This window comes from Corynebacterium sp. CCUG 71335 (assembly GCF_024454075.1).
GTDB lineage: Bacteria > Actinomycetota > Actinomycetes > Mycobacteriales > Mycobacteriaceae > Corynebacterium > Corynebacterium genitalium.
In genome coordinates this window covers 15861-41224 of record NZ_JAGPYY010000016.1, presented here as the reverse complement: position 1 = coordinate 41224, position 25364 = coordinate 15861, and the positions used below count along the sequence as shown (strand labels likewise).

Genomic DNA, 25364 nt, shown 5'->3' with positions numbered 1-25364 from the left:
GCCTATGCCCGGCTACCTGCTTGTCTCTGTCTCGTCGATTTTTGATGAGACGCGTAAAGACGTCCAGAAGCTCGTAGCCGACTTAGATGAACGCGAAATTCCAGTGTCGTTGCTGGTGGCGCCGCACATCGACAAGAAGTGGCACCTGGCGAAAGACAAGTCGACCCGCAGTTGGCTGCATGACCAGATGGGTGACGGGCGGGGCCTGATCCTCAACGGTTTCGACCAGCCCGTACAGGGTCGCCGCGCCGAGTTCGCCGCGCTGGAGGAGCATGAAGCGCGCCTGCGTCTCAAAGGTGCGACGCGGCAAATGGCGAAGCTCGGTTTCGAGCTGGACACCTTCGCTCCGCCGCGCTGGCGGATGTCGGAAGGGACGCTCGTGGCGCTGCAGCACTTCGACTTCCGCCTCGCTGCGTCTGAGCGCGGCATCCACTTCTTGCGCAGCGGCGACATTGAGTACGCCCGCAACCTGTCGGTGGGTGAAGGTTACGGCGCAGCTGGCTGGTGGCGCCGCAACGTGATCAACGCGGCGGTGCGCAGCGCCAAACGCGGCAACACGGTGCGCTTGTCGGTCTCGGGGCGCAACTTGGACTCCAAAAAGGTGCGCAACGACTTCGTCCAGGCTGCCGTCGAGGCTGCCGACGAGGGCTTGAAGCCGGTCAACTACCGGGACCTGAAGAAGCCTAAGCGCTAATCCGGCGCCGCTGCACGCCGCCGATGATGCGGCAGACCAGGTAGATCCCGAAGGAAATGAAGGCGACAAAGACACTGACCGGTACCCCCGGCGCCAGCGACAGGATCATTCCGCCGACGGCGGCGACCTCGGCGAACAGGACCGACCACCCCACCGCGTGAACCGGGTTCGCTGTGATCTGAGATGCTGCTGCGCCGGGTGTGATCAGCAGCGACATGACCAGCAGGGCGCCGACGATCTGCACCGACTGCGCCGAGGCGATGCCGACGAGGACCGCGAACGTGATGGACATGGCGCGCACCCGCACGCCCGATCCCGCAGCCATGATGGGATCGGCAGAGGCGTAGAGCATCGGCCGCCACAGCACTGCCACAGCGGCGACAACGGCGACCGTCGTGACCGCGAGCAGGGCGACGTTGTGTCCGGACACGCCGACAACCTGGCCGGTCAACAGCGACAGCGCGCGGTTGGAATTGCCGGGGTAGAGGTGGATGAACAGCACGGACAAACCCATGCCGAAGCTCATGACCACGCCGACCGCAGAGTCCTGCTGTCCACGGAAGCCGAGCGCCGCCAGCACGATTGCCGCGACGACCGCTCCGGCCACAGCGCCTACGCCGACGTTGAGACCGAACAGGAGCGCCGCGGAGGCCCCCATGAGCGCCAGCTCTGAGGTCGCGTGCACGGAAAACGACATCTGCCGCAGCACGATCAACGGTGCCATCACGCCGGAAAGCACGCCCAGCAGTGCACACGCAGCCAGCGTTGCCTGCACGAAGTCCATGCCCAGGAGGTACTGGGTCATCTCAAAGAATCCGTCCATTACAGCACCACCATGCGTCCGTTCGCTTCGATGACGTCGACACGCGTGCCGTAGAGCTCGCTGAGCACCTCGGAGCGCATGACCTCGCCGACAGTGCCGACGGCATGGCCTTTCGGGCCCAGGTAGAGAACGCGGTCGACCACATCAAGGAACGGGTTGATCGAGTGCGTCACGCACAGCACGGCAGCGTCTAAGTTTTTCAGCCGTGCCACAGTCTGCCGTTCGCGGGCGAGGTCGAGGGAGAGGAGGGGCTCGTCGGCAAGCAAAAGCTCGGGTTGTTTCGCCAACGCTTGAGCCTGGCGGATGAGTTGTTGCTGCCCGCCGGAAAGCAGGCCCACACGCTTGTCGGCGAACCGTTCAGCGCCGACAGCGACGAGTAGTTCGTCGACAGCGCTGCGCGACGGCCGACGCCCATGCGAGAGGGCGAGCGAAACAAGGTCGCGCCCGCGCACCGGCAGATCCTGCGGGAACATCTGCTGCTGCGGGATGAACCCGACGCGGCCGCGGACGTCGACTTCTCCGGCGGTGAGGCGGCGCGTGCCCAAAATTGTGTGCAGCAACGTCGATTTGCCCACGCCGTTGGGGCCGAGGACGGCGATGAATTCGCCACGCTCGACGGTCAGGTCCACCCCCGACCACAATGGCGCGACAGCGGCGCCGGTGAACTGCGCAATCACGTGGGGGAGCTTAGCCGACGCGGCTGTCGATTTCGGTCTCGGGCTGCGGCTCGGCCTTCTCGGCAATCGCGGCGATGTCGCCCACGACCTGCTCGAAATAATCGAGGAAGTTCGTGCCCTCCGGCGGGGTCTCGCGAATTTCGACGATGGGCACGTTGTTCTCCTCCGCCGCCTTCACCAGGCGGTCGGTGGCGTTGTTGCTGCTTTGCGGATTGACAATGAGCAGGTCAAGATCGCCGCTTTCAATCTGCTCGATGAAGTCCGCCACTGCTGACACTGACGGCTCGGAGTGGTTGAGGGCCGCACGCGAGTACTCCTCCGGGGTGAGATCGTGCAGCTCCGTGCCCCAAATCAGCGGCGCGCCGATCGTCTCCGTCATAGCCACGTGCACGTGGGGCAACGCGGCCAGGCGGTCTTCGATCGCGCCCATTCGCTTTTCGACGCTCCCAGCGTCACCCCCAACCCTCTCTTCAACCTGGGCAGCAACGTCTTTGACCTTGCTCGGCGCCATCCAGACGTGCTCGAGCTGGTCGATGTCCTGGGGCAGTCCGGCGGTGGAGTGGTCGCCGTGGTCATGACCGTCGTGCTCGTGATCGTGCTGGTGATCGCTGTGGCTGTGATCGTGTTCCTCTTCCGCGCCGTGGCTTTGCAGCGGGACAGCGTGAATGATGCGGTCTTGCTCGGCGACGGTGTAGAGGGCGGCGTCGTAATGCCCGCCGTTAGCGACGACGGTGCCGGCCTGCTTGAGGCGGGTGAGGTCTTTGGCGTTGGGTTCGAAGTAGTGGGGGTCGAGGGAGGCGTCGCTAATAATGGCGTCGACCTCGGTGCCGGTGACGGCGGAGGCGACATCGGCCCATACCTTCGTGGTGGCTACGACGCTGGCCGGTTCAGCCCCGCCGGCCCCGTCAACACCGTCGCCACCGGGGGCAGAGTCGGTGGAGCAGCCGACGAGAGCGGCGCCGGCCAGGACTGCGGCGGAGGTGGCGGAGAGGGCTCGTGTGAGGGGGTTGAGTCGCGGTTGTTTCATAGGACACATCCAACCATTGTTGAAAACGGATTTCAATACGAACAGTGTTCTGTCGTCTATGGAGTGTGGGCCCTGTCGGATATACTGGCCGAGTATTTCTGCTGTTCTTTGGCAGCTTCGGAAACGATCTCACGCGAAGGATTCTCATGGCACGTGTCGTAGTCAATGTCATGCCTAAGGCTGAAATTCTGGACCCGCAAGGCCAGGCGGTGCACCGTGCGCTGGGGCGCATCTGCGTCGATGGTGTCACGGATGTCCGCCAGGGCAAGCGTTTCGAGCTTGAGGTGGAGGACTCCGTGACGGACGAGGAGCTTCAGCGCGTGGCGGAAACGCTGCTAGCCAACACGGTTATCGAGGACTTTTTCATCGTGCGGGAGGAAGTCAAGTGACCGCGACGATCGGAGTGATCACGTTCCCGGGCACGCTTGACGACGTTGATGCGATCCGCGCCGTCCGCAACGGCGGCGCCGAGCCGAAGCCGTTGTGGCACGCCGACGAGGATTTAACCGGTGTGGATGCGGTGATCGTGCCCGGCGGCTTCTCCTACGGCGATTACCTGCGCTCGGGCGCGATTGCTGCAATGACGCCGATGATGCGCGCTGTGGTGGACGCTGCGAATAAAGGCATGCCGGTGCTGGGCATCTGCAACGGTTTCCAGATCCTCACCGAAGCGGGCCTGCTGCCGGGCGCGCTGACGCGCAACGAGGGGCTGCACTTCCACTGCGTGGACACCTACCTCGAGGTGGCCAACACCGAGACCGCGTGGACGAACGAGTTCACCTCCGGCTCCAAGATTCTTGTCCCGGCGAAGCACGGCGAGGGTCGCTTCCAGGCCGACCAGGCCACCATTGACGAGCTGGAGGCAGAAGGTCGCGTCGTGTTCCGCTACACGGACAACTTCAACGGCTCGATCAATTCCATTGCGGGTGTCACCAGTAAGAATCGTCGTGTGGTGGGGGTTATGCCGCACCCGGAACATGCCGTCGATACGCTCACGGGCCCGTCGACCGATGGCCTGGGGCTGATCCGCTCGGCACTCAACGAGATTTCCAAGATTGGAGCGTAACTGTGGCCGTACACAATGACACTGTCGAGGCCGCGAAGGCATCGCCTGAGCAGGAGCAGCCGTACGCCGCGCTGGGCCTGAAGGACGACGAGTACGCCCGTATCCGCGAGATCCTCGGCCGCCGCCCCACGGATGCGGAGCTGACCGTGTACTCCGTGATGTGGTCAGAACACTGCTCCTACAAGTCCTCGAAGGTGCACCTGCGCTACTTCGGCGAAACGATGACGGAAGAAATGGGCGCGAAGCTGCTCGCCGGGATCGGTGAGAACGCCGGTGTGGTTGACATCGGTGACGGCAACGCGGTGACCTTCCGTGTTGAGTCCCACAACCACCCCAGCTACGTCGAGCCCTACCAGGGTGCGGCGACCGGTGTCGGCGGCATCGTCCGCGATATCATGGCCATGGGTGCCCGCCCGATCGCGGTCATGGACCAACTGCGCTTCGGTCCGGCTGACGCGGAAGACACGAAGCGCGTTCTGCCGGGTGTGGTGTCCGGTATCGGCGGCTACGGCAACTCGCTGGGTCTGCCCAACATCGGTGGTGAGACCTGCTTCGACGAGACCTATGCCGGCAACCCGCTGGTCAACGCGCTGTGCGTGGGCACGCTCAAGGTCGAGGACCTCAAGCTCGCCTTCGCGTCCGGCAAGGGCAACAAGGTCATGCTGTTCGGCTCGCGCACCGGCCTCGACGGCATCGGTGGCGTGTCCGTCCTCGCTTCTGAGAGCTTCGAAGATGGTGCGGAGCGCAAGCTGCCCGCCGTGCAGGTCGGCGACCCCTTCGCGGAGAAGGTGTTGATCGAGTGCTGCCTCGAGCTCTACGCCGCTGACGTGGTCGTGGGCATCCAGGACCTTGGCGGCGCGGGCCTAGCCTGCGCGACCTCCGAGCTGGCTGCTGCCGGCGACGGCGGTATGCGCGTCAACCTCGACGCTGTCCCGCTGCGCGCAGAGAACATGACCGCCGCAGAAATCCTCGCCTCCGAGTCGCAGGAGCGCATGTGCGCTGTCGTTGCGCCGGAGAATGTCGCGCGTTTCAAAGAGATCTGCGCCAAGTGGGACGTCAACTGCGCTGAGATTGGTGAGGTCACCGGCGAGGGCGACCGCCTGGTCATCGAGCACGACGGTGAGGTCGTTCTCGACGCTCCGCCGTCCACGATCGCCGACGAAGCTCCGGTGTATGACCGTCCCTGGGCTCGTCCGGAGTGGATGGATGAGGTGCAGGTGGCTGGTGACGTCGATAAGCAGGAAGACCTGGCGGACGCATGGCTGAAGATGGTCGCATCGCCGGCATTGTGCTCGCGCGATTGGATCACCGAGCAGTACGACCGCTACGTGCGCGGCAACACGGTGCAAGCGCGCCACGCGGACTCCGGCGTTTTGCGTATCGACGAATCCACCCGCCGCGGTGTCTCCGTCTCCGCCGATGCATCCGGACGCTACACCTACCTCGACCCCAACATGGGTGCGCGGCTGGCGCTGGCTGAGGCGTACCGCAATGTCGTGGTCACCGGCGCGCGGCCGGTCGCCGTGACCAACTGCCTCAACTTCGGCTCGCCGGAGCACCCCGACGTGATGTGGCAGTTCCGCGAGGCAGTCCACGGGCTTGCCGACGGCGCAGTCGAACTGAGCATCCCTGTCTCCGGCGGCAACGTGTCCTTCTACAACCAGACTGGAGACACCCCGATCCTGCCGACGCCGGTCGTCGGCGTGCTCGGTGTGATGGACGACGTGGCTGCATCCGTCAGCCCGCGCGTGGTCAACAACGGTGAATCCGAGATTCTCGTGCTGCTGGGCGAGACCCGCGACGAGTTCGGCGGTTCCGTGTGGCAGGAGATCTCTGGTGCGCCGCTGCGCGGCCTGCCGCCGCAGGTCGACCTGGCCAACGAGGCGCGCCTGGCCGAATTCTTCGCGCCCGAATCCCCAGCCGCCGAAGATTCGGATCGCCCAGACGGTTCACCCGCCCGCGGCCTCACCGCCGCCCACGATTTGTCCGAAGGCGGGCTGGCGCAGGCTGTCTTCGAGATGATCAAGGAGACCGAGAAGGGCGCGGAGCTGGATCTGTCCGGTGTGCACGAGGATGCATTCACCGCGTTGTTCTCCGAGTCCGCTTCCCGCGTGCTCGTCGCGTGCAGCCCGGACCGCGTCGACCGCGTTGTCGCCGACGCCACCGAGCTGGGCATTCCGGTGGGCATTGTCGGCTCGACGAACCTTTCCGGTGACATCACGTTCGCCGACGGCACGGCAGCCGCCGGTCAGAGCGTATCTGTCGCGGCGCTGCGTGACGCGTGGTCGGCGACACTGCCTGGCCTGTTCGCGCACGCCGACGCCCCGAACTCTGCGGTGTAAACGCAGGGCTTTAACCGCATACTCCCCGGCACCCGCCTCACTTCGCAAGAGCGGTGGCCGGGGAGTTTCCTTTTCACGCAACGGGAAGTCCTGGCTGCATGTGACTAGGAGCGACAGGGCGGTTAGCCGCAGTGCGAATCGAACGCACGTTCGACGATAGGGCAAGTCGTGTCGGGCAGAGGTTTTAAAGTGCAAAAACCAATCCACTTGAACGTAGCTAAGGAGGGGCTTGAAGTGGATCTGAACAGTAAGCCGCCTTTCTCGAAGGGCGATATGAAGCGAGCCGGGAAAGCGCTCATGGCGGGCGAGGGCCTGGATGTTGAGAAGTACGAAGACATATTGGTGTGGCACGATTCGTTGATCGCTGAGACGTGGCGTTTGTGCGACGAAGCGATCGCAGACTACCGGGCTGCGGTGAGTAATTCCGGCCTGATTTACCAGTTGGATGGTGAAGTCGTAAGGGGTGGGCGAACTAAGAGCGAGGACACTTTGGTTGCCAAACTCGCTCGAATCAACATCGGTTTGGAATCGGTGCAGGACTTCGCGGGTGCGAGGTATGACATTCCTTGTGGTCTCACTGCGCAGCGTGAGATCGCTCGCCGCATGGTGGGTGTTCTTGAGGCAGCTGGCGGAAATGTTGAGGTGAAGGACTACCTAGTTGATCATCAGCACGGCTACCGGGCGATTCATTTATGGGTGCGCAGCAACGCAGGACGAATCGAAGTGCAGGTCAGAACTACCCTTCAGGCGAAGTGGGCGAACCTGAATGAATCCTTGGGCGACAAGGTTGGGCGAGGGATCAGATATGGTGAACCAACAATCGAGGAATACGGGGAGGCTTTTCCCATCATTCAGCGTGTCCGGTTTTTCTCGGATGCTATCCGGTCGCTTGAAGAGCGCAGGGAGGCGCTGCTCAGGGATCTATCTTCTGAAGCTGATGTTGCTACCGAGCTGCTTCAGCGCGGGTGGGCAAAATCTTCTCAGGAGGAACTCGAATTAGTAGAGTTAATGCGCAGAACGAGTAACGAGATCTTCTACCTGGAGGGGCGAGGGCAGTGATTCATTTCCTTATCGAATACCACCGTCCTACGGGGCGACTCGAGGTGACCCCGTACGAGGACGCCCGGGAAGCAGCCAAAGAGCGGATCAACCGACAGCTCAACCGTCCCGACACCGACACGGAGGTCGTGGTGATATTGTCCGACAGTCTCCGCAGCCTCAGGCAAACGCACTCGCGGTACTTCGCCAGCGAGGACGCAATCATCCACGATCTCGTCCCCGCGAACGCCTAACGGCCAAACCAATCAAACAGGCCGGGGCTGGAGCGCTGCGAACCAGCGTTCAGGCCCCGGTCTTCCTGCTGCCAGAAACATACGGGCTGGCCGTCTAGTCGACGGTCTGGCGGGCCGGGTTCGGCTCGACCAGCGGCATCGGCGCGTACTTCTGGCGCAGGTCCTGCAGGATCTGCGTGTGCTCCCAGAGGGCCTTGTCCTCGTCGGTGACGGGGGTGAACTGGCGGGCGGGCAGGGGGGTACCGTCCATGTCGACGGCCATGTAGGTGAAGGTGGCATGGATGGCGGTGGCCAGATTGTCGCGGCCGCCGCGGGGGTCGCCGGCGCGCACGTGCGTGGTCACGTTCATGGATTTGTTGCCGGTGCGTGTCATGCGCGCGTCGACTTCGATGAGGTCACCGATGGAAATGGGCTTGTAGAAGCGGATGCCGCCGGCGTAAACGGCGAAGGTGCGTTCGCCGGACCATTCCATGGTGCAGGAGGTGCCCACGGAGTCGATCCATTCCATGGCGGTGCCGCCGTGGACTTTGCCGCCCCAGTTGATGTCGGTGGGTTTTGCCATGAAGCGGTGGATGATGCGCGGGGCGTCGGAGTCGCCGTCGTAGGACTGCTTGAGCATTTCGGTTTCGATCTCGTCGCGCAGCTGGATGCGGGATTTCGCGGCTTCCTGGACGCGGCGTTCCTCGTCGGTGGTGGGCACGAAGGCGGGCACGGGCATGGATTTGCCGGTCTCGGGGTTCTTGGCCACGAAGATGACTAGGCAGTCGCAAGCACGGGTGAACACGCCTTCGCGCGGGTCGGCGGAGAGCACTTCGTTGACGATGTGCATGGAGGAACGCCCAGTCATGGCGATGCGGGAGCGCACCTCGACGATGTGGCCGGACGGGATGGGGCGGGTGAAGTGGATGTGGCCGACGTAGGCGGTCACGCAGTAGGTCGCAGACCACTGGACGGCGCAGGCGTAGGCGGCTTTATCGATCCATTCGAGCACGCGGCCGCCGGAGACTCCTTGGGATCCGGCGAGAACAACGTCGGTGGGAGCGGCCATGAAGCGCAGGGTGATGGAGGGGTCTTTGGTCGGCGTTACCTTCTCGGTCATTGCTCTGACTTTAGTCCTTGCTGGGTAAGCAGGCTGAGTCGGCCTAGGATGGGCGCCATGGCTCCGAAGAATGATCCTGTTGCGACGCGTGCGGCTGTTGAGGCGGTGCGCGGGTGGATCGAGGATCCGTCGCAGCCGCGTCCTCCGCGCGCCCAGCTCGCAGATGCTTGTCGACGCACCGCCCGCGCCCTCGCCGACGAACTCCCCGGTCACACTGTGGAAGTTCGGGTCCCACCGTTCGTGGCGGTGCAGTGCGTGGAAGGGCCGAGGCACACCCGCGGGACGCCGCCGAATGTGGTGGAGATGGCTCCGGAGGTGTGGCTGCAGCTGGCGACGGGGCAGGCTGAGTTTGCGGAAGCGGTCGCTGACGGCCGGGTGAGCGCCTCCGGTTCGCGGGCCGGGGACGTGGCTGCGGGCCTGCCGGTGGTGAGGTTGTGATTGCCCGTCTCACGTCGTGATCCACTAAAGTTATGCAGGTGCAGAACCCGATGCTGAATCTGGAAGCAGACGAGCCCGAGCCACGCGAAGAATGCGGTGTGTTCGGGGTGTGGGCGCCCGGGGAGGACGTGTCGAAGCTGACGTACTTCGGCCTGTTCGCCCTCCAGCACCGCGGCCAGGAGGGTGCCGGCATCGCGGTGGGCGACCAGGGGCGCATCGTGGTCTTCAAGGACAGCGGACTGGTCTCCCAGGTTTTCGATGAGGCGATCCTCGACGCGTTGCAGGGCGACGTGGCGATCGGCCACACCCGCTATTCCACAGCTGGTGCGCAGAGCTGGGAGAACGTCCAGCCGATGTTCCGGACCTCGCCGAACGGCACCGATGTGTCGTTGGCGCACAACGGCAATCTGACGAACTACGCGACACTGCGCGATGAGGCAGTTGCGCGCAAGCTCGTCCCGCGCGACGGCGTTGACGGGCAGGGTTCTTCGTCCGACACGGCTGTTGTCAGTGCCTTGCTTGCCGACGGAGTGACCGGCGAGCGCACCCTGCTCGATTCCGCCCGCGAACTGCTGCCGCAGATTAAGGGCGCTTTCTGTCTGGTGTTCACCGACGGCCACACGTTGTACGCTGCCCGTGACCCGCACGGTGTGCGCCCGCTGTCGCTCGGCCGGCTGGAGAAGGGCTGGGTCATCGCCTCTGAAACGTCAGCGCTGGACATCACGGGCGCTTCTTTCGTGCGCGACATCGAGCCTGGCGAGCTCATTGCGATCGACGCCTCCGGCATCCACACCGAGCGCTACGCCGAGCCGACGCCGAAGACCTGCGTATTCGAGTACGTCTACATTGCCCGCCCCGATTCGGTCATTGAGGGCAAGACAGTCAACGCGGCCCGCCTGGAGATTGGCCGTAGGTTGTCGCATGTGGCGCCGGTGGATGCGGACGTCGTCATGCCTGTGCCGGAGTCGGGCACTCCCGCCGCGATCGGGTATGCCGAAGAGTCCGGTATTCCGTTCGCGCAGGGCCTGATGAAGAACGCGTATGTAGGGCGCACGTTCATCCAACCGTCGGACACGCTGCGCCAGCTGGGCTTGAGGTTAAAGCTCAACCCGGTGCGCGAGATCATCGAGGGCAAGTCGCTCGTGGTCGTGGACGACTCCATCGTCCGCGGTAACACGCAGCGCAAGCTGATCCGGATGCTGCGTGAAGCGGGCGCTGCCGAGGTGCATGTGCGCATTGCCTCCCCGCCGGTGAAGTGGCCGTGCTTCTACGGCATCGACTTCGCCAGCCCGGGCGAACTGATTGCTAACAACGCCGGCGGGGATGATGCCGCTGTCGCCGAGAACATTTGCCGTGTCATCGGTGCGGATACACTGGCATTCGTCTCGATCGACGACATGATCGCCTCCACGGAGCGGCCCGCGGCAAGCCTGTGTGCGGCCTGCTTCAACGGCCACTACCCGCTGGGCCTGCCGGAGAACAACGTGAACGCGGATGCCGTGCGCCGCATTCAAGAAGGGATGTTTTAAGCCATGACCACCTCCGAGTCGGAAGTCTCCTACGCCGCTGCCGGCGTCAACATTGAGGAAGGCGACCGCGCAGTCGAGCTGATCAAGGACCACGCCAAGCGCGCCACCCGCCCCGAGGTCCGTGGTGGACTGGGAGGCTTCGCCGGTCTCTTCGCGCTGGGTAACTACAAGCAGCCGCTGCTCGCGGCTGGTTCGGACGGCGTGGGCACGAAGCTCGCCGTCGCCCAGACGATGGACAAGCACGACACGATCGGCATCGACCTGGTGGCCATGTGCGTCGACGATCTTGTGGTCTGCGGCGCGGAGCCGCTGTTCCTGCAGGACTACATCGCGGTGGGCAAGGTCGTGCCGGAGAAGATTGCCGATATCGTCGGCGGCATTGCCGAGGGCTGCGTTCAGGCCGGATGCGCTCTGCTCGGCGGGGAGACTGCGGAGCACCCCGGCGTGATGGGGGAGAACGAGTACGACGTGTCCGCCACCGCTGTCGGTGTGGTGGAAGCTGAGGAGGTGCTCGGGCCGGACCGCGTGCGCGAGGGGGACGTCATCATCGGCATGGCCTCTTCTGGTCTGCACTCCAACGGCTACTCGCTGGCCCGCCACGTCCTGCTGGAAAAGGCCGGCCTGCCGCTGGACGGCCACATCGAGGAGCTGGGTCGCACCCTCGGCGAGGAGCTGCTGGAGCCGACCCGCATCTACGCCCTGGATTGCTTGGCGTTGGCCAACGAGTGCGAGGTGCGCACGTTCTGCCACGTCACCGGCGGCGGCCTGGTGGGCAACATGGAGCGCGTCATCCCCGAAGGCAAGGTCGCGGAAATGCACCGCGCAACATGGAGCCCGCCGGAAATCTTCCGCACGATCCGCTCTGTGGGCAAGGTGCCGGACACCGAGATGGAGAAGACCTTCAACCAGGGTGTCGGCATGGTCGCCATTGTTGCGCCGGAGGACCGCGACCGCGCGCTGGCGATGCTCACCGCCCGCCACGTCGAATGCTGGGAGCTCGGCGAAGTCCGCGGCGCCACCGACGCAGACGAGGGCGCACGCGCTGTGCTTGTGGGGTCCCACTCTTTCTAAAATTTTCCTGCGCTGCTCGTGTGGCCGTGTTTGCGCAGGCGGCGGCTGTGTGCGCGTTAATTTGACTCGCACGCTATTATGGCTTGCAGGACAAATTTTTAAGATATGAAAAGGGCCGCCGAATTCCCGAGCCGCCCTTTAGGACACCTCAAGGGGGTCACGCCATGGGCCGCGGACGCGCCAAAGCAAAGCAGACCAAGGTTGCACGCCAGCTGAAGTACAACACGCCTGACATGGATCTGGATTCGCTCCAGCGTGAGCTTGCAGGCGAGCCCACCCGTTCCGAGTGGGATGAGGATGACTCCGACGACTACGAGGTAGACCCGCAGTACGCTGAGTACGCGGACTGGGATCCGGAGGACGACGCGCAGCGTCGATAAGCTCGCTTAAGCGCACCCCGTTTTTATGTGGTGGGGTGCGTTTTCGCGTTGCCGCGCAGCTTATCGACGGCCACCCGCCCCGCCCGCTGGCCCTCATCCGCAGGGAGAGAGTCAGGATCGACGGACGCGGAAATGACGATTGGATCGGCGGCGCTTTCTGTGCCGTCGGCGTCGTCTGCGCCGGTGCCCGCGAGGATTTCCAGCTGCGCACCGACAGCCGCGGCGGGGCCCGACGTGGCTGGGGCGTTGAGAGCAGACCGCTTCACCAGCGCTAGGCCGATCGGACCGTAGTCGCAGTCGTGCGCGACGGAGCCGAGGCGTCCGACGGTGCGCCCGCCCATGGTGATGGTGTCACCGGGCTGGGGGTCGACGGGGGCAGAACCGTCGATATGCAGCATGACCAGAAGGCGTGGGGAACGGCCGAGGTTCTCCACACGCGCGACGGTCTCCTGGCCGCGGTAGCAGCCCTTGTCTAGGTGCACGGCGCCCAGGTTGCCGCCCCGGGCGATGAGCGTGTGCACTTCGTGCGGGATGGATTTGGCGTCGAGGTCTGCACGCTGCTCTGGTTCGAGGGCCTTGATGCGCTCGGCTGTGAAGGTCATGATGCCGGCGGGCGTCAGTGCCGCGCCGTCGGCACCGGTAAGTGCGCGGAAAGCGTTCATCAACTCCTGGCGCGGGACGGCGATGTCGACACGCCGCGGGCCACGCCAGTCGACGGTGCGCACGAACGCGGGAGTCGCGGCGAGCACGCCTGGGTCGAAGGAAGACGGGGCACCGAGCACGGTGAGGATGGCCAGGTCCGCCTCTTCGACGGTGACGTCGGACCAGAAGATCATCTTGGTCAGGAAGTCGAGGAAAGTCTCGAAGGCGTAGGAGGGGACATCGAGGTAGAAGGCGTCCTCAGTGCGGGTGACATCGGCGTGGTGGAGGATCCGGCCTTGCATGTCCAGGTCGAGGGCGGCGGCGGTGAAGCCGGGGGAGACATCGTCAAGCTTCTGCGAGAGCAGGTTGTTCAGGAACACCGGCGCGTCAGGCCCGGCGACGCGGATGACGTGGCGGTGGCTGCGGTCGATGACCACCCCGCCGCGTTCGAGTGCGCGTTGTTCGCGCAGGGGGTCGCTGTAGTGGGAGGGGACGCCGGCGGCGTCGATAAGCGACGCGTCGGGTAGTTCTGTGGCGCCGCGCACGGCGAGGATAGGCGAACGGTAACTCACCTGTCCGATCCTACGCGGGCATAATGGGCCGGTATGCGCGCCCAACAGCCAGTGATCTATCTCGTGGAGCCGTTCGGCGGTTCCCTGCGACGCCAAAATGCCAACCTTCCGCACGTGTACTGGGACGATGCTGCCGTCACGCGCGGCGACGGCTGCTTTGAGACCATCCTCATCCGGCACGGTGAACCGGTGAATCTGGCGGCACATGTGCAACGCTTTCAAAGTTCTGCGCAGCTGCTGGGCCTGCCCGCGCCGGAAGCGGCGACGTGGGAGAAGGCGACAGCCGAGGCAGTGGGGGACTTCGTGCGCGAGTCCGGACTCGATGCAGCCGAGGTGGAGGCGAAGTGCCAGTGGACCTACACCCGTGGGCGTGAGTCGACGGGCGTGCCCAGCGCCTGGGTGACGGTCCGGCCGATTCCGCAGGAGCAGCTGGACCAGCGCGAGAATGGTGTGCGCGTGATGACGGCGCAGCGCGGCTACACCTTAGCCAGCGGCAGCGACGCCGACGCCGCGCCGTGGCTGACTGTCGGCGCGAAGTCGCTCAACTACGCCGCGGCGATGGCTGCACTGCGGTGGGCGAAGCAGAACGGATACGACGATGTCATCTACGTCGACGCGTCCGGCCGCGTCCTGGAAGGAGCGACATCGTCTGTGCTGGTGGTCAGCGGCGGCAAGCTGCGGACGCCGGTCACGGGCGGCGACGTGCTGCCCGGCACGACACAGGCGTCCGTGTTCACTCACGCCGAGCGTGACGGCTGGAAGTGCAAAGAGAAAGACCTCACCGTCGCTGACCTGCGAGGCGCCGACCAGGTATGGTTAGTCAGCTCCGTCCGCGGCGGGGTGCGCGTCACCACGATCGACGGGGAGGAGCTGCCTGCACCGTCCAAGAAGGACGAGAAAAAGCTGCGCCAGCTTATCGACGCAGCTTTGGCAACCCCAGCCACTTCTTAACGGCCGAGCACAGCGAGACCGTTAACCAGCCACGCGCTTGAGCTCGCCCGACATGTAGGGGATGAAGGTGATGTCGTCCTGGGTGGAGCCGGCGGCGACCCGCTCGTCGACCCAGCCCAAGTTGTTGTTGGGCATGAGGCCGTACAGGCGCTTGCCGGGGCCGTGGGTGGCGGGGCCGGTCTCCGTGGCGATGGTCGAGGCCGACTGCAGCTGCCAGGCGCGCTCGTTGACGGGCTCGCCGTACATGATCTCCACCAGGCCGCGGGAGTTGGTCAAGGTGACCTCAATGGCGTCGTCGAGGGAGATGCGCCAGAAGCCGGACTCGCGCTGATCGGCGCCGACGGGGTTGCCGTCAGCATCGATGCGCCACGTGCGGGAGTCGAAGCGCAGGTAGTTCTCACCGTCGTGGGAGATGATCAGTTGCTGGCCGAAGGCGTATTCGGCGGCGTCGCCGTCAGCAGCGCTGTCGTCGACGGCTTGGCCGGTGCCCTGCCAGACGCCCACCAGTGGCAGCAGTGCCAGGAGGCCGTCGTGCAGGCTGGGGCCTTCGCGCAGGTTCGCGGTGTCGTCCGGAAGCGGGATTTCATCGAGCCCTAGCGCCGGGATGTTGCGGTGCGCGGTGTTCTTCGACTGCTCTGCGGCGAGGTTGACTGCCTCGTTGCCGTCCAGGGCGTTGCGCTCAGGGGTCGTGCAGTTGTCGGTGTTGTCCATGCCTACCCACAGTAGTCACCGCGGGACCTAACGGGCAGTGGCGGCTACCGGCGAGAGCATGTCTTGGGTCAGCTCCACATCCCGGCGTTGTGCGGAGAAGCGGATGGAGCCGCCGGAGACGTCGACTTTGTCTGCCTGCGCACCGATCGGTAGGTCGCGGGTGTCTAGTTCGAGGGTGTAGGCGGAGGTGACGGTGTCGGTGAGTGCGTCGGGGACGTCGATAAGCTGCTTCGGCTCCATGCGGAAGGTTGTGCCGGTCAGACGCAGGGTGACCACCGCGGTGGTTTTCTCCTCTGTGCCGGGGACGGTGCCGGAGAGCTGGGCTTCGGCCTCGCTGCCGCCGGTCGGGGAGATGTTGTACGGGTTGGCGATGTCCAGGTCCGTCATGCCCAGTAACTGGCCGAATGCGACACCGTCGAGCGACAGCGTGTTCTCCACGCGTTTGGCGCGCGCACCAATGAAGTCAGCGTCGTAGGCCTTATCTGCGGGGATCGTGATCTCGTAGATGTCGGTGCGGGAATTGGCGATGCCAATGCCGTCTACCTGCACATCGAGCGCCTGGAAACTCACGCGTGGCACCTCATCGGTGAAGCGGACCTGTGCGAACGGTAAACCGCCGACGTACGTCTCCGGGTCTGCCGCCAAATCGTCTGCGGCGCGTGCGTTCGCCGCCAAGCGCTTCTCGATGCTCGCCGTGCCCGCCGCGTCTGTCACGAACCCGATTCCGAGCACAACCGCAAGGACTCCAGCGACCACTGCGCCGGCTTTGAGCCCCGTGCGCGGCGTTGTCTGCCGCTGCGCCAATGTCGTGCCGTCCGCCATGTCTTTTACCGTAGCCTGGGGGCATGACGGACGTTTCCATTACCACTGTTTCCTTCCGCGACCGCGACGCTGACACAGCCGGGGCGGCGCGCGATATCCTCGCCCGCGCTGCTGAGCACGATGGCGTGGAGGCGTTCTCCGAGGCCTTCGTCCGCGGTCTCGACGGCGACGAGCACACGCACATCGCAGCGCTTATCGACGGCTCCCTTGCTGGCCTCGCCGCCCTCGCCCCCGACGGATCGGCCGAGCTGGCAGTCGACCCGCCGCGGCGCGGTGCTGGAGTAGGCGCAGCGTTGGCGCGGGAGGTGCTGCAGCGCCGTGACGACGCTGGTTTGTGGGCGCACGGTAACCTGCCTGCAGCGCAGGCGCTCGGAGCATCTCTTGACCTCGATGTTGTGCGCGAGCTGCTTGTCATGGATGTCGCGGGAGAGAAGCTGGCGGCCGTCGCGCGGGGCACGGATGAATTGCTGGGCGAGATCGCATCGTGGGCGGGTGGCTCCCATATAGAGGACATCAGTTACGCGGAGGCGGTGGGCAAGTGGGGGCGCGAAGACGTCGATAAGCAATGGCTCGCTGTGAACAACGACGCGTTTTCGTGGCACCCCGAGCAAGGCGGCTGGGATCTGGACCGGCTGAAAGAGGGAATGGACACGGACTGGTTCGACCCGAACGGCGTGCGGCTGCTGTGGGATGTTTCCGGCGAGCCGGCGTTAGCGGGATTCCACTGGACGAAGCGGCATTCCCGCACTCTCGGTGAGGTCTACGTTGTCGGATTGGCGAGCAATTACCGTGGCACCGGGCTAGGCGAACCGCTGATGCGCGCCGGGCTGGAGCACTTGGTGAATGGCGGTGCGCAGCGCGTCATCCTGTACGTGGAGTCAGACAACGAGCCAGCGGTGAAAAGGTACGTAGACATGGGGTTTAGCGTCGCGGAACGCCATGTTGTCTACTCAAATCAGCGCACTTTGTGACATAGAACGCACCACTAATTCACAGGAGACCACAAAGTTAACGCATTGTTCACCGTTTAGAACCTGTTGGGTTAACGCGCAGCCCGTAGCTTTCCCATACGTGAGCACCCAGCCACGGTGACTGGCGCGCGAAAACGCGCATCCGTGACCACGGCGGCTTGGGACCGATGCTCAGAAGAAGATCTGAATTCGCACCGGAAAGGTATCCCGTGATCCGTAACATCAAGCGCACCGCCGCTCTCGCCGGCCTTGCAGCACTGACCTCCGTTTCCCTGGTCGCTTGCGGCGACTCCGCAGACAACGGCGACAACTCCAACGACTCCGCAAACGAGAGCACCGACACCGGTGAAATCGAGGGCCTGTCCGGCGAGTCCGGCCAGCTCGTTGCTGAGGGTGCTACCTCTCAGGCAAACGCCATGGACTACTTCGGTTCCCGCTACGCTGAGGCTGTCGACGGCGCTAACCTCGCGTACAACGCAACCGGTTCCGGTAGCGGCATCAAGAACTTCGTGGGCAACCAGGCTGCTTTCGCCGGCTCTGACTCCCCGCTGAAGGAGGACAAGGGCGAGGTTGAGCAGGCCAAGGAGCGTTGCGGTGGCAACGACGCATGGCACCTGCCGATGGTCATCGGCCCGGTCGCTGTCGCCTACAACCTTGAGGGCGTTGAGGACCTGAACCTGTCCATCGACAACATCGTTGAGATTTTCGACGGCACCATCACCAAGTGGAACGACCCGAAGATCGCTGAGAACAACGATGGCGCAGACCTGCCGGACCAGGAGATCTCCGTGATCTACCGCTCTGACGAGTCCGGTACCTCCGACAACTTCCAGAAGTTCCTGTCTGCTGCTTCCGACGGCAAGTGGGAAGGCGAAGGCAAGGCATTCCCGCAGAAGGTCGGCGCTGGTGCTAACGGCTCCACCGCTGTTGCTGAGCAGGTCAACGCCACCAACGGTGCCATCACCTACGTTGAGGCTGGCTACGCCCGCGACCTCGAGCTCGGCGTTGCTAACGTCGACTTCGGCAATGGCCCGGTCGAGCTGAACAACGACACCGTCAACGCTGCTCTGGATAAGGTCGAGTTCAAGTCCGAGGGCAACGACATGGTCGTCGACGCTGACGCTCTCTTCGCCCAGCAGGAGGCTGACTCCTACCCGCTCATCCTGACCACCTACGAGATCGTCTGCTCCAAGTACGACGACGAGAAGACCCGCAACCAGGTCAAGGACTTCCTGACCGTCGTTCTGGAGTCCCAGGACGAAGAGCTCGAGGACGCTGGCTTCATCCCGGTTTCCGGCGAGTTCGCTGACAAGCTGCGCGAGTCTGTCGAAGCCATCAGCTAAGCGCTTTTGATGGTCGCCTAGGACTGCGGTCCTAGCCGACCGGCATACCCCCTGCTACCGAAGTGAGCCGGGGGTATGTCTTTGTGGCAACGAGTTTCTGAGTTCTAACTGAGAAACCACATGTCTTCTTCTGCGGACCCGCATGAGCGGAGCACCGCATTCAGAACTTTCACACAAAGGATTCGTCACTATGGCTGACAACGAATTGCCGGCAACTGAGCACGACGACCGCGGCGCCGGACCTGCCACTCGCGAAGATGCGGTGGTCAGCTCCTCCCAGGCCACACCGCGCGAGAAGGGCCAGGACCCCGCAGTTTCTGACACCCCCGCAACTGGCCACACCTCCGGCGGAGGCGCTGGCGTCAAGCGCCCGGGCGACCGCATCTTCGAAGCTCTCTCCACCATTTCCGCGGCGCTGATCACTGTGATCATCGCGGCCGTCGGTCTGTTCCTCGTGCTGCAGGCGATCAAGCCGCTGCGCCTGAACAAGGAGAACTTCTTCACCTACACCGGTCCCTGGCAGACCTCGAACCTGGAGAACATGCAGTTCGGTATTCCGAACCTGTTCTTTGTGACCATGATGGTCTCGATCATCGCCCTGATCATCGCTATGCCGATCGCCCTGGGCATCGCCATCTTCCTGTCCAACTACGCGCCGAAGCAGCTGGTTCGCCCGCTGGCAACGCTGGTGGACATGCTCGCCGCCGTGCCGTCCATCGTTTACGGTCTGTGGGGTGCGCAGGTCCTCGGCCCAGCACTGTCCGGTTTCTACGAATGGATCCACGGCACCTTCCTCGGGAACACATTCCTGTTCACTGCGGACGGTAACTCGCCGGCCTTCGCCACCAGCCGTAACATCCTCACCGGTGGCATCGTCCTGGCGATCATGATCCTCCCGGTCATCGCCGCGACTGCGCGTGAGGTCTTCGTGCAGACCCCTCCCGGCCAGATCGAGTCCGCTCTGGCACTCGGTGCTACCCGCTGGGAAGTCATCCGCATGACCGTGCTGCCGTTCGGCCTGTCTGGCTACATCGCCGGCTCGATGCTTGGCCTGGGCCGCGCTCTCGGTGAGACCATGGCGCTCTACATGGTCGTGTCCCCGAGTGGTGCCTTTCGTGGGTCGCTGTTTGACGGCGGCACCACCTTCGCTACCGCGATTGCAAACGCGTCCGCAGAGTTCAACAACGAGGTCTCGGCAGGTGCCTACATCGCTGCCGGCCTGGTGCTGTTCTTGCTGACCTTCATCGTCAACTCGATCGCCCGCGCGATCGTCAACAAGTAGGAGAGTAGCCATGAGCACTGCATATTCCGGCAACTCTGGCCAGCCTGACAAGGCAGACAAGGCCGACAAGGTTGTGAAGGAAGACAAGGTTGTAAAGACCGACAAGGACTCCACCGGCGCCTCCGCTGGTTCGGCCGCGGCAACCGCAACCGCAACCGAAACCGCCACCGAAACCCGCGAGCCGGCTCGCACCAACTCTGACGGGGACAACCCGTTCACCGACATTTCTGGTGGCCGTAAATTCACCAACGGCTTCATGGGCGGCCTGATGTGGCTGGCCATGATCCTCGCACTGATCCCGCTCGGCTGGCTGCTGTTCACCCTTGTCAGCCGCGGCATTGGCCCGATCTTGGACGTCGATTGGTGGACTGAGGACATGGGTGGCGCGCGTACCCGTGCCCCAGGCGGCGGTGCAGCGCACGCCATCGTCGGTACCCTCGTCCAAACCCTCATCGCGTCCCTGTTCTCCATCCCGATCGGTGTCTTCACCGCGATTTACCTGGTGGAGTACTCCGGCGGCAACCGTCTGGGCAAACTGACCACCTTCATGGTGGACATCCTCTCCGGTGTCCCGTCGATCGTGTCCGCCCTGTTCATCTACGCCCTGTGGATCACCATCCTCGGCCAGGAGCGCTCCGGTTTCGCCGTCGCCCTGTCTCTGATCCTGCTGATGGTCCCCATCGTGGTGCGAAATACGGAGGAGATGCTCCGTGTCGTCCCAATGGACCTACGAGAAGCCACGTACGCACTGGGCGTGCCGAAATGGAAGACGATCGTCCGCATCGTTTTGCCGACGGCCCTGTCCGGCATCGTCACCGGCATCATGCTGGCTGTCGCCCGCGTCATGGGCGAGTCCGCTCCGGTGCTGATCCTCGTGGGTTCGACGAAGGTGATGAACGCGTTCAACATCTTCGAAGGACCGCAGTCGTCGCTGCCGCTGTTCATGCTCGACATGTGGAAGTCTGGTTCGGCTCAGGCCGTTACTGACCGCCTGTGGGGTGCTGCCCTCACCCTGGTCCTCATCGTCGTCGCCCTGAACCTGCTTGCTCGCCTCATCGCGTCCAAGTACTCGGTCAAGAAGTAAGCCGCTAACCCCCTTTCACTCTCCAGGAGAAAACACAATGTCTAAGCTCGAGCTCAACGATCTCGACATTTACTACGGCGACTTCCACGCCGTGCAGAGCGTCAACATGAAGATCCCCGGCCAGGCCGTGACCGCATTCATCGGTCCGTCTGGTTGCGGCAAGTCCACCGTGCTGCGCACCCTCAACCGCATGCACGAGGTCATCCCGAACGCCTCCGTCGACGGCGAGGTCCTCCTCGACGGCCACGACATCTACGCCGACAACGTTGACCCGGTTGCAGTGCGCAACACCGTCGGCATGGTGTTCCAGAAAGCGAACCCGTTCCCGACCATGTCCATCGAGGAGAACGTCGTCGCTGGCCTGACCCTCCAGGGTGAAAAGGACAAGAAGAAGCTCAAGGAGATCACCGAGCAGTCCCTGCGCGGTGCGAACCTCTGGGACGAGGTCAAGGACCGTCTGGACAAGCCGGGCGGCGGCCTCTCCGGTGGTCAGCAGCAGCGTCTGTGCATCGCTCGCGCGATCGCTGTCCGTCCTGAGGTCCTCCTCATGGACGAGCCCTGCTCCGCTCTGGACCCGATTTCCACCCTCGCTGTTGAGGACCTCATTCACGAGCTGAAGGACGAGTACACCATCGTCATCGTGACCCACAACATGCAGCAGGCAGCCCGCGTGTCCGACAAGACCGGCTTCTTCTCCCTCGAGGCCACCGGTAAGCCGGGCCACCTGGTGGAGTTCAACGACACCACCACCATCTTCGAGAACCCGGAGCGCAAGGAGACCGAAGACTACATCTCCGGTCGCTTCGGTTAAATCGCTCTTCTTCGGGATACCACGTAAAGCCCTTCGGTCTTCGGGCCGGAGGGCTTTCGCCCTGTTGACGGGGCGTGCGGAACAGTCGTCGGCCTAGTCTTCGGCGAAGTAGCGCTCGAGCTCCTGGAAACGTTCATCCATTTCCACGTCTTGGCCGTCGGAGTCTTTGCTTTCAATGTAGTTTTCCGGGGTCAAGCCAGTGACGAGGAAAACGATGCGTGCGGCGACGTTGACGCAGTGATCGGCGTAGCGTTCGTAAAAACGCGCGATGAGCGCTAGGTCGACGGCGAGGCGGTTGGGGCCTTCCCATTCGCGGCTGGTCAGGGTGGTCAGGAGTTGCTTGTGGGTGTCATCGACAGCGTCATCAAGCTCATTCATCTCCAGCGCGAGGTCCGCGTCGGGGCTGATGAGCTGGTCGTGGATCAGTTCCCCCATCGTGTCCGTGCGTCCGGCGAACTCCACGATGCTTTCGCGTAACGACGCCCCCGGCCCGTCAAGCGGCACCACCGGGTCGGGGTGGCGCAGCCGAGCTGTATTGGCGATGTGCTTGGCCAACGCGCCCATGCGGTTGAAATCTTCGACAATGTAGATCGACGTGAAGACCTGCCGCAGCTCGGAGGCGACCGGGTTTTCCAGGGCGAGCAGCTGCATGGAGCGGCGTTCGCACCGGTCGCGGATCTCTTTGAGGGAGTCGGCGGCGGTCAGGGCAGCTTCAGCGTCGTCAAGCGATGCCTCGAGCACCGCGGTCGACGCATGCTTCATCATCGTGCGCACAGTGTCGCTCATCCTCTGCAGGTCGCGCGAGAAGGCGTCGAGGTGGTCGCGGTAGGCGGTTCGCATGCTTTATGACGTTACCCGCCCGAGTTCTCAATCTCCGCCCCCACAGGCACCGCGTCGTCCTCGGGATCGTCCAGCCACCCTTCGGGCAGAACGACCTTCGCGCTGGAGCCTTTGCGGCCGCGGGCTTCGTCGGCGGCTTCGGCCATGGCGTCGGAGTCGAAGATAGTAGATAGGTGGGAGTGGAGCTCCTCGAGCGTGGAAACTCGGGCGAGCTCGCTGCGGAACTGGCCGCCGACGGGGAAGCCGCGCAGGTACCAGCCGACGTGCTTGCGTAGCTCGGGGCACCCACGCTCTTCGCCGTTGTGGGCGGCGAGCAATTCACCGTGGCGGGCCATGATGCGGGCGACTTGGCCAAGCGTCGGTTCTGCCGGAACCACTTCGCCGCGCAGTTGGGCGGAGAGCTGGGCGAAGAGCCACGGCCGGCCAAGGCAGCCGCGGCCGACGACGACACCGTCGCAGGCGGTGCGCTCCATCATCTCTTCTGCGTCGGTGGAGGCGAAGATGTCGCCGTTGCCCAGCACGGGGATCCCCGTGCCATCCATATGCTCGACCAGCCGGGAGATTTCGTCCCAGTCTGCGGTGCCGGAATAACGCTGGGCGGCCGTGCGGGCGTGCAGTGTGACGGCCGATGCGCCTTCTTCAGCGGCGATGCGGCCGGCATCCAGGTGGGTCTTGTGCTCGTCGTCAATGCCCACGCGGAACTTCACGGTGACCGGAACGCGGCCGTCAGCTGCTTTGACCGCGGCGGAGACGATGTTGCGGTACAGCCCGCGCTTGTACGGAATCGCGGAACCGCCGCCGCGGCGGGTCACCTTGGGCACGGGGCAGCCGAAGTTCATATCCACGTGGTCCGCCATGTCGCCCTCGACGATCATTCGGACAGCCTTGTAGGTGTATTCCGGGTCGACGGTGTACAGCTGCATCGACCGCGGTGTCTCCTGCGGCGCGAATGTGGTCATGTGCAGGGTCTTCTCGTTGCCTTCCACAAGCGCGCGGGCCGTGATCATCTCGCACACATACAGTCCCGATACCGTGCCCGTGAGATCTTCCTCGATCTCGCGGCACAGCACACGGAACGGCATGTCCGTCACGCCGGCCATCGGAGCGAGGATGACCGGCGAGGCGAGTTCGATGCCGCCGATGCGCAGTTGGGGGGCAGTGGTAATCACAACGCTCATTGTTCCCGCTTGGCCACGCCGGACACAAACCCGGACACGGCCGAGACGCAGGCCATGTTACTTACTAGGTAGTGGCGCAAAAATGCCAGGTGCGTCACAATGGTGTGAAAGAAGCACACGCGACATACAAGGAGTACAACATGAGCGACCGCATTTCGCACGCGCAGCTGCGCGACAAGGTCATGTCCGCCGACGAGGCTGCCCAGTTCGTCGAGCACGGCGACAAGGTCGGCATGTCCGGCTTCACCGGCGCGGGCTACCCGAAGGCGCTGCCGACCGCCATCGCGGAGAAGGCGAAGACCGCCCACGACAAGGGCCAGGACTTCAGCATCGATCTGTTCACCGGTGCTTCCACTGCCCCGGAGTGCGACGGCGTGCTGGCTGAGGCGAACGCGCTGCGTTACCGCATGCCGTACCAGTCCGACCCGACGATGCGTAACAAGATCAACTCGGGTGAGATGAAGTTCCAGGACATCCACCTGTCCCACTCCGGCATGATGGTTGAGCAGGGCTTCTTCGGCGACCTCGATGTCGCCATCGTTGAGGCTGTGCGGATCGATGAGAGCGGCAACATCATCCCGTCTTCCTCCGTGGGTAACTCCGTGGAGTTCCTTAACGCTGCCAAAAAGATCATCATCGAGGTCAACGAGTGGCAGTCTGAGGAGCTCGAGGGCATGCACGACATCTGGCTCGTGCCGCCGCTGCCGAACCGCATCCCGGTCCCGATCACCAAGGCCGGCGACCGCATCGGCACCACCTACATCGAGATCGACCCGGAGAAGGTCGTCGCTGTGGTGGAGACCAACGACCCGGACCGCAACGCACCCTTCAAGGCGCCGGATGAGACCTCCGAGCAAATCGCCGGCAACTTCCTCGACTTCCTGGAAAACGAGGTCAAGGCTGGCCGTCTCGCCTACGACGGCTACGTCATGCAGTCCGGCGTGGGCAATGTCCCGAACGCTGTGATGGCGGGCTTGATGGAGTCCAAGTTCGAGAACATCCAGGCCTACACCGAGGTGATCCAGGACGGCATGGTCGACCTGATCGACGCCGGCAAGATGACCGTGGCTTCCGCAACCTCCTTCTCCCTGTCGCCGGAGTACGCGGAGAAGATGAACAACGAGGCATCCCGCTACCGCGAGTCCATCATCCTGCGCCCGCAGTCCATCTCCAACCACCCGGAGGTCATCCGCCGCACAGGCCTGATTGCCACCAACGGCATGATCGAGGCGGACATTTACGGCAACGCCAACTCCACCCACATCAACGGCTCCCGCCTGATGAACGCCCTGGGCGGTTCCGGCGACTTCACCCGTAACGCGTACATCTCCTCCTTCATCTCCCCGTCGGAGGCGAAGGGCGGCGCCATCTCCGCCATCGTGCCCTTCGTGTCGCATGTGGACCACACCGAGCACGACGCGATGGTCTTCATCACCGAGTACGGTGTCGCTGACCTGCGCGGCCTGGCTCCGCGCGACCGCGTGGCCAAGATGATTTCGATTGCCCACCCGACCTACCGCCCGCTGTTGGAGGAGTACGTCGCGCGCGCCGCGAAGTCCAAGTACCAGTCCACCCCGCACGACCTGCGTCACGCCTTCGACTTCCACCTCCGCATGGAAGAGACCGGCACGATGAAGCAGGACTAAGTTCCTGCCCGCACTCCGGTCGGCTGAACTTCAGGCCCGATTACTTGCGAGGGGTCCCAAGGGTTTACCATGG

Annotated in this window: 26 protein-coding genes; 17 read left to right on the top strand and 9 right to left on the bottom strand. The window is 64.0% G+C overall.

Going from position 1 to position 25364, the window contains the following annotated elements:
* Positions 1-4: 4 nt before the first annotated feature.
* Complete coding sequence (locus KBX19_RS10595) at positions 5-694, top strand: DUF2334 domain-containing protein (RefSeq protein WP_255998909.1); 690 nt, start codon at positions 5-7, stop codon at positions 692-694.
* On the opposite strand, the gene KBX19_RS10590 is transcribed toward KBX19_RS10595, so the two are convergent.
* The 3 genes from KBX19_RS10590 to KBX19_RS10580 are packed head-to-tail and all read right to left on the bottom strand — an operon-like array spanning position 684 to position 3221.
* Entirely contained in the window at positions 684-1517 is an 834-nt protein-coding gene (locus KBX19_RS10590) for a metal ABC transporter permease (RefSeq protein WP_005288642.1), read from the bottom strand. The genes KBX19_RS10595 and KBX19_RS10590 overlap by 11 nt on opposite strands.
* Positions 1517-2194: a metal ABC transporter ATP-binding protein gene (locus KBX19_RS10585; RefSeq protein WP_005288646.1), complete on the bottom strand. Its 678-nt coding sequence runs from the start codon at positions 2192-2194 to the stop codon at positions 1517-1519. Before KBX19_RS10585 ends, KBX19_RS10590 begins: the two co-directional genes overlap by 1 nt.
* Positions 2195-2204: 10 nt before the next feature.
* Positions 2205-3221, bottom strand: coding sequence for a metal ABC transporter solute-binding protein, Zn/Mn family (locus tag KBX19_RS10580; protein WP_255998908.1), 1017 nt, complete (start codon positions 3219-3221; stop codon positions 2205-2207).
* A 146-nt stretch (positions 3222-3367) separates the two neighbouring features.
* Between KBX19_RS10580 and purS the strand changes: the two genes are divergently transcribed.
* From purS to KBX19_RS10555, 5 genes are all read left to right on the top strand, one after another.
* The gene (gene purS / locus KBX19_RS10575; RefSeq protein ID WP_005288654.1) at positions 3368-3610 is read left to right on the top strand and encodes a phosphoribosylformylglycinamidine synthase subunit PurS; all 243 of its coding nucleotides are present in this window, start codon (positions 3368-3370) and stop codon (positions 3608-3610) included.
* Entirely contained in the window at positions 3607-4287 is a 681-nt protein-coding gene (gene purQ, locus KBX19_RS10570) for a phosphoribosylformylglycinamidine synthase subunit PurQ (protein ID WP_255998907.1), read from the top strand. The genes purS and purQ overlap by 4 nt, the downstream gene beginning before the upstream one ends.
* A gap of 2 nt (positions 4288-4289) precedes the next feature.
* The gene (gene purL, locus KBX19_RS10565) at positions 4290-6629 is read left to right on the top strand and encodes a phosphoribosylformylglycinamidine synthase subunit PurL (protein WP_255998906.1); all 2340 of its coding nucleotides are present in this window, start codon (positions 4290-4292) and stop codon (positions 6627-6629) included.
* Positions 6630-6818: 189 nt separating this feature from the next.
* Positions 6819-7688 carry a hypothetical protein gene (locus KBX19_RS10560; RefSeq protein ID WP_255998904.1) on the top strand — a complete coding sequence of 290 codons (870 nt, stop codon included), beginning with the start codon at positions 6819-6821 and terminating at the stop codon, positions 7686-7688.
* Positions 7685-7921 carry a hypothetical protein gene (locus tag KBX19_RS10555; protein ID WP_255998903.1) on the top strand — a complete coding sequence of 79 codons (237 nt, stop codon included), beginning with the start codon at positions 7685-7687 and terminating at the stop codon, positions 7919-7921. The genes KBX19_RS10560 and KBX19_RS10555 overlap by 4 nt, the downstream gene beginning before the upstream one ends.
* A gap of 94 nt (positions 7922-8015) precedes the next feature.
* Here KBX19_RS10555 and KBX19_RS10550 read toward each other — a convergent pair whose 3' ends face one another.
* Positions 8016-9020 carry an acyl-CoA thioesterase gene (locus KBX19_RS10550; protein WP_255998901.1) on the bottom strand — a complete coding sequence of 335 codons (1005 nt, stop codon included), beginning with the start codon at positions 9018-9020 and terminating at the stop codon, positions 8016-8018.
* A gap of 57 nt (positions 9021-9077) precedes the next feature.
* Between KBX19_RS10550 and KBX19_RS10545 the strand changes: the two genes are divergently transcribed.
* From KBX19_RS10545 to KBX19_RS10530, 4 genes are all read left to right on the top strand, one after another.
* Positions 9078-9458 carry a sterol carrier family protein gene (locus tag KBX19_RS10545; RefSeq protein ID WP_255998900.1) on the top strand — a complete coding sequence of 127 codons (381 nt, stop codon included), beginning with the start codon at positions 9078-9080 and terminating at the stop codon, positions 9456-9458.
* 32 nt (positions 9459-9490) lie between these two features.
* Entirely contained in the window at positions 9491-10987 is a 1497-nt protein-coding gene (gene purF / locus KBX19_RS10540) for an amidophosphoribosyltransferase (protein WP_255998897.1), read from the top strand.
* A 3-nt stretch (positions 10988-10990) separates the two neighbouring features.
* Complete coding sequence (gene purM, locus KBX19_RS10535; RefSeq protein ID WP_255998896.1) at positions 10991-12058, top strand: phosphoribosylformylglycinamidine cyclo-ligase; 1068 nt, start codon at positions 10991-10993, stop codon at positions 12056-12058.
* Between the two features lie 164 nt (positions 12059-12222).
* Positions 12223-12438, top strand: a complete 216-nt coding sequence (locus KBX19_RS10530; protein WP_005288680.1) for a DUF3073 domain-containing protein — start codon at positions 12223-12225, stop codon at positions 12436-12438.
* A 23-nt stretch (positions 12439-12461) separates the two neighbouring features.
* On the opposite strand, the gene KBX19_RS10525 is transcribed toward KBX19_RS10530, so the two are convergent.
* Entirely contained in the window at positions 12462-13652 is a 1191-nt protein-coding gene (locus tag KBX19_RS10525; RefSeq protein WP_255998894.1) for a folate-binding protein, read from the bottom strand.
* Positions 13653-13685: 33 nt separating this feature from the next.
* Between KBX19_RS10525 and KBX19_RS10520 the strand changes: the two genes are divergently transcribed.
* Complete coding sequence (locus KBX19_RS10520) at positions 13686-14603, top strand: aminodeoxychorismate lyase (RefSeq protein ID WP_255995504.1); 918 nt, start codon at positions 13686-13688, stop codon at positions 14601-14603.
* A gap of 21 nt (positions 14604-14624) precedes the next feature.
* Here the strand turns inward: KBX19_RS10520 and KBX19_RS10515 are convergent, their stop codons facing one another.
* A complete protein-coding gene (locus tag KBX19_RS10515; protein WP_255998891.1) occupies positions 14625-15314 on the bottom strand; it encodes an FABP family protein in 690 nt (229 codons plus the stop codon).
* Between the two features lie 27 nt (positions 15315-15341).
* Complete coding sequence (locus KBX19_RS10510; protein WP_255995506.1) at positions 15342-16136, bottom strand: LmeA family phospholipid-binding protein; 795 nt, start codon at positions 16134-16136, stop codon at positions 15342-15344.
* A 23-nt stretch (positions 16137-16159) separates the two neighbouring features.
* Here KBX19_RS10510 and mshD point away from each other — a divergent pair, with 23 nt between their 5' ends.
* The 5 genes from mshD to pstB all read left to right on the top strand — a co-directional run bounded on the left by mshD (position 16160) and on the right by pstB (position 21627).
* Positions 16160-17107 carry a mycothiol synthase gene (gene mshD, locus KBX19_RS10505; RefSeq protein WP_255998888.1) on the top strand — a complete coding sequence of 316 codons (948 nt, stop codon included), beginning with the start codon at positions 16160-16162 and terminating at the stop codon, positions 17105-17107.
* Between the two features lie 167 nt (positions 17108-17274).
* A complete protein-coding gene (gene pstS / locus KBX19_RS10500) occupies positions 17275-18450 on the top strand; it encodes a phosphate ABC transporter substrate-binding protein PstS (protein ID WP_005288696.1) in 1176 nt (391 codons plus the stop codon).
* A gap of 190 nt (positions 18451-18640) precedes the next feature.
* Positions 18641-19732: a phosphate ABC transporter permease subunit PstC gene (pstC, locus tag KBX19_RS10495; RefSeq protein ID WP_255995508.1), complete on the top strand. Its 1092-nt coding sequence runs from the start codon at positions 18641-18643 to the stop codon at positions 19730-19732.
* Positions 19733-19742: 10 nt separating this feature from the next.
* Positions 19743-20816, top strand: coding sequence for a phosphate ABC transporter permease PstA (gene pstA, locus KBX19_RS10490; RefSeq protein ID WP_005288702.1), 1074 nt, complete (start codon positions 19743-19745; stop codon positions 20814-20816).
* 37 nt (positions 20817-20853) lie between these two features.
* Positions 20854-21627: a phosphate ABC transporter ATP-binding protein PstB gene (gene pstB, locus KBX19_RS10485; protein WP_005288704.1), complete on the top strand. Its 774-nt coding sequence runs from the start codon at positions 20854-20856 to the stop codon at positions 21625-21627.
* Between the two features lie 93 nt (positions 21628-21720).
* Here pstB and KBX19_RS10480 read toward each other — a convergent pair whose 3' ends face one another.
* Both KBX19_RS10480 and dusB read right to left on the bottom strand, forming a co-directional pair.
* Positions 21721-22467 (bottom strand): phosphate uptake regulator PhoU, encoded by a 747-nt coding sequence (locus tag KBX19_RS10480; protein ID WP_255998887.1) that lies wholly within the window; start codon positions 22465-22467, stop codon positions 21721-21723.
* 11 nt (positions 22468-22478) lie between these two features.
* On the bottom strand, positions 22479-23645 hold the full coding sequence (gene dusB / locus KBX19_RS10475) for a tRNA dihydrouridine synthase DusB (RefSeq protein ID WP_255998886.1): 1167 nt from the start codon (positions 23643-23645) through the stop codon (positions 22479-22481).
* Positions 23646-23785: 140 nt separating this feature from the next.
* On the opposite strand from dusB, the gene KBX19_RS10470 reads away from it, so the two are divergent.
* Positions 23786-25291: an acetyl-CoA hydrolase/transferase family protein gene (locus KBX19_RS10470; protein ID WP_255998885.1), complete on the top strand. Its 1506-nt coding sequence runs from the start codon at positions 23786-23788 to the stop codon at positions 25289-25291.
* Positions 25292-25364: the final 73 nt, after the last annotated feature.

Bases quoted from the DNA above. Each gene is read 5' to 3' on its own strand.
- KBX19_RS10470 (WP_255998885.1), top strand. From the start codon at position 23,786: ATGAGCGACCGCATTTCGCACGCGCAGCTGCGCGACAAGGTCATGTCC.
- KBX19_RS10580 (WP_255998908.1), bottom strand. From the start codon at position 3,221: ATGAAACAACCGCGACTCAACCCCCTCACACGAGCCCTCTCCGCCACC.
- KBX19_RS10510 (WP_255995506.1), bottom strand. From the start codon at position 16,136: ATGGCGGACGGCACGACATTGGCGCAGCGGCAGACAACGCCGCGCACG.
- mshD (WP_255998888.1), top strand. From the start codon at position 16,160: ATGACGGACGTTTCCATTACCACTGTTTCCTTCCGCGACCGCGACGCT.
- purS (WP_005288654.1), top strand. From the start codon at position 3,368: ATGGCACGTGTCGTAGTCAATGTCATGCCTAAGGCTGAAATTCTGGAC.
- KBX19_RS10545 (WP_255998900.1), top strand. From the start codon at position 9,078: ATGGCTCCGAAGAATGATCCTGTTGCGACGCGTGCGGCTGTTGAGGCG.
- pstA (WP_005288702.1), top strand. From the start codon at position 19,743: ATGAGCACTGCATATTCCGGCAACTCTGGCCAGCCTGACAAGGCAGAC.
- KBX19_RS10480 (WP_255998887.1), bottom strand. From the start codon at position 22,467: ATGCGAACCGCCTACCGCGACCACCTCGACGCCTTCTCGCGCGACCTG.
- KBX19_RS10590 (WP_005288642.1), bottom strand. From the start codon at position 1,517: ATGGACGGATTCTTTGAGATGACCCAGTACCTCCTGGGCATGGACTTC.
- KBX19_RS10515 (WP_255998891.1), bottom strand. From the start codon at position 15,314: ATGGACAACACCGACAACTGCACGACCCCTGAGCGCAACGCCCTGGAC.
- KBX19_RS10550 (WP_255998901.1), bottom strand. From the start codon at position 9,020: ATGACCGAGAAGGTAACGCCGACCAAAGACCCCTCCATCACCCTGCGC.
- pstS (WP_005288696.1), top strand. From the start codon at position 17,275: ATGCTCAGAAGAAGATCTGAATTCGCACCGGAAAGGTATCCCGTGATC.
- pstB (WP_005288704.1), top strand. From the start codon at position 20,854: ATGTCTAAGCTCGAGCTCAACGATCTCGACATTTACTACGGCGACTTC.
- dusB (WP_255998886.1), bottom strand. From the start codon at position 23,645: ATGAGCGTTGTGATTACCACTGCCCCCCAACTGCGCATCGGCGGCATC.
- KBX19_RS10530 (WP_005288680.1), top strand. From the start codon at position 12,223: ATGGGCCGCGGACGCGCCAAAGCAAAGCAGACCAAGGTTGCACGCCAG.
- purF (WP_255998897.1), top strand. From the start codon at position 9,491: ATGCAGGTGCAGAACCCGATGCTGAATCTGGAAGCAGACGAGCCCGAG.
- pstC (WP_255995508.1), top strand. From the start codon at position 18,641: ATGGCTGACAACGAATTGCCGGCAACTGAGCACGACGACCGCGGCGCC.
- KBX19_RS10520 (WP_255995504.1), top strand. From the start codon at position 13,686: ATGCGCGCCCAACAGCCAGTGATCTATCTCGTGGAGCCGTTCGGCGGT.
- purM (WP_255998896.1), top strand. From the start codon at position 10,991: ATGACCACCTCCGAGTCGGAAGTCTCCTACGCCGCTGCCGGCGTCAAC.
- KBX19_RS10595 (WP_255998909.1), top strand. From the start codon at position 5: ATGCCCGGCTACCTGCTTGTCTCTGTCTCGTCGATTTTTGATGAGACG.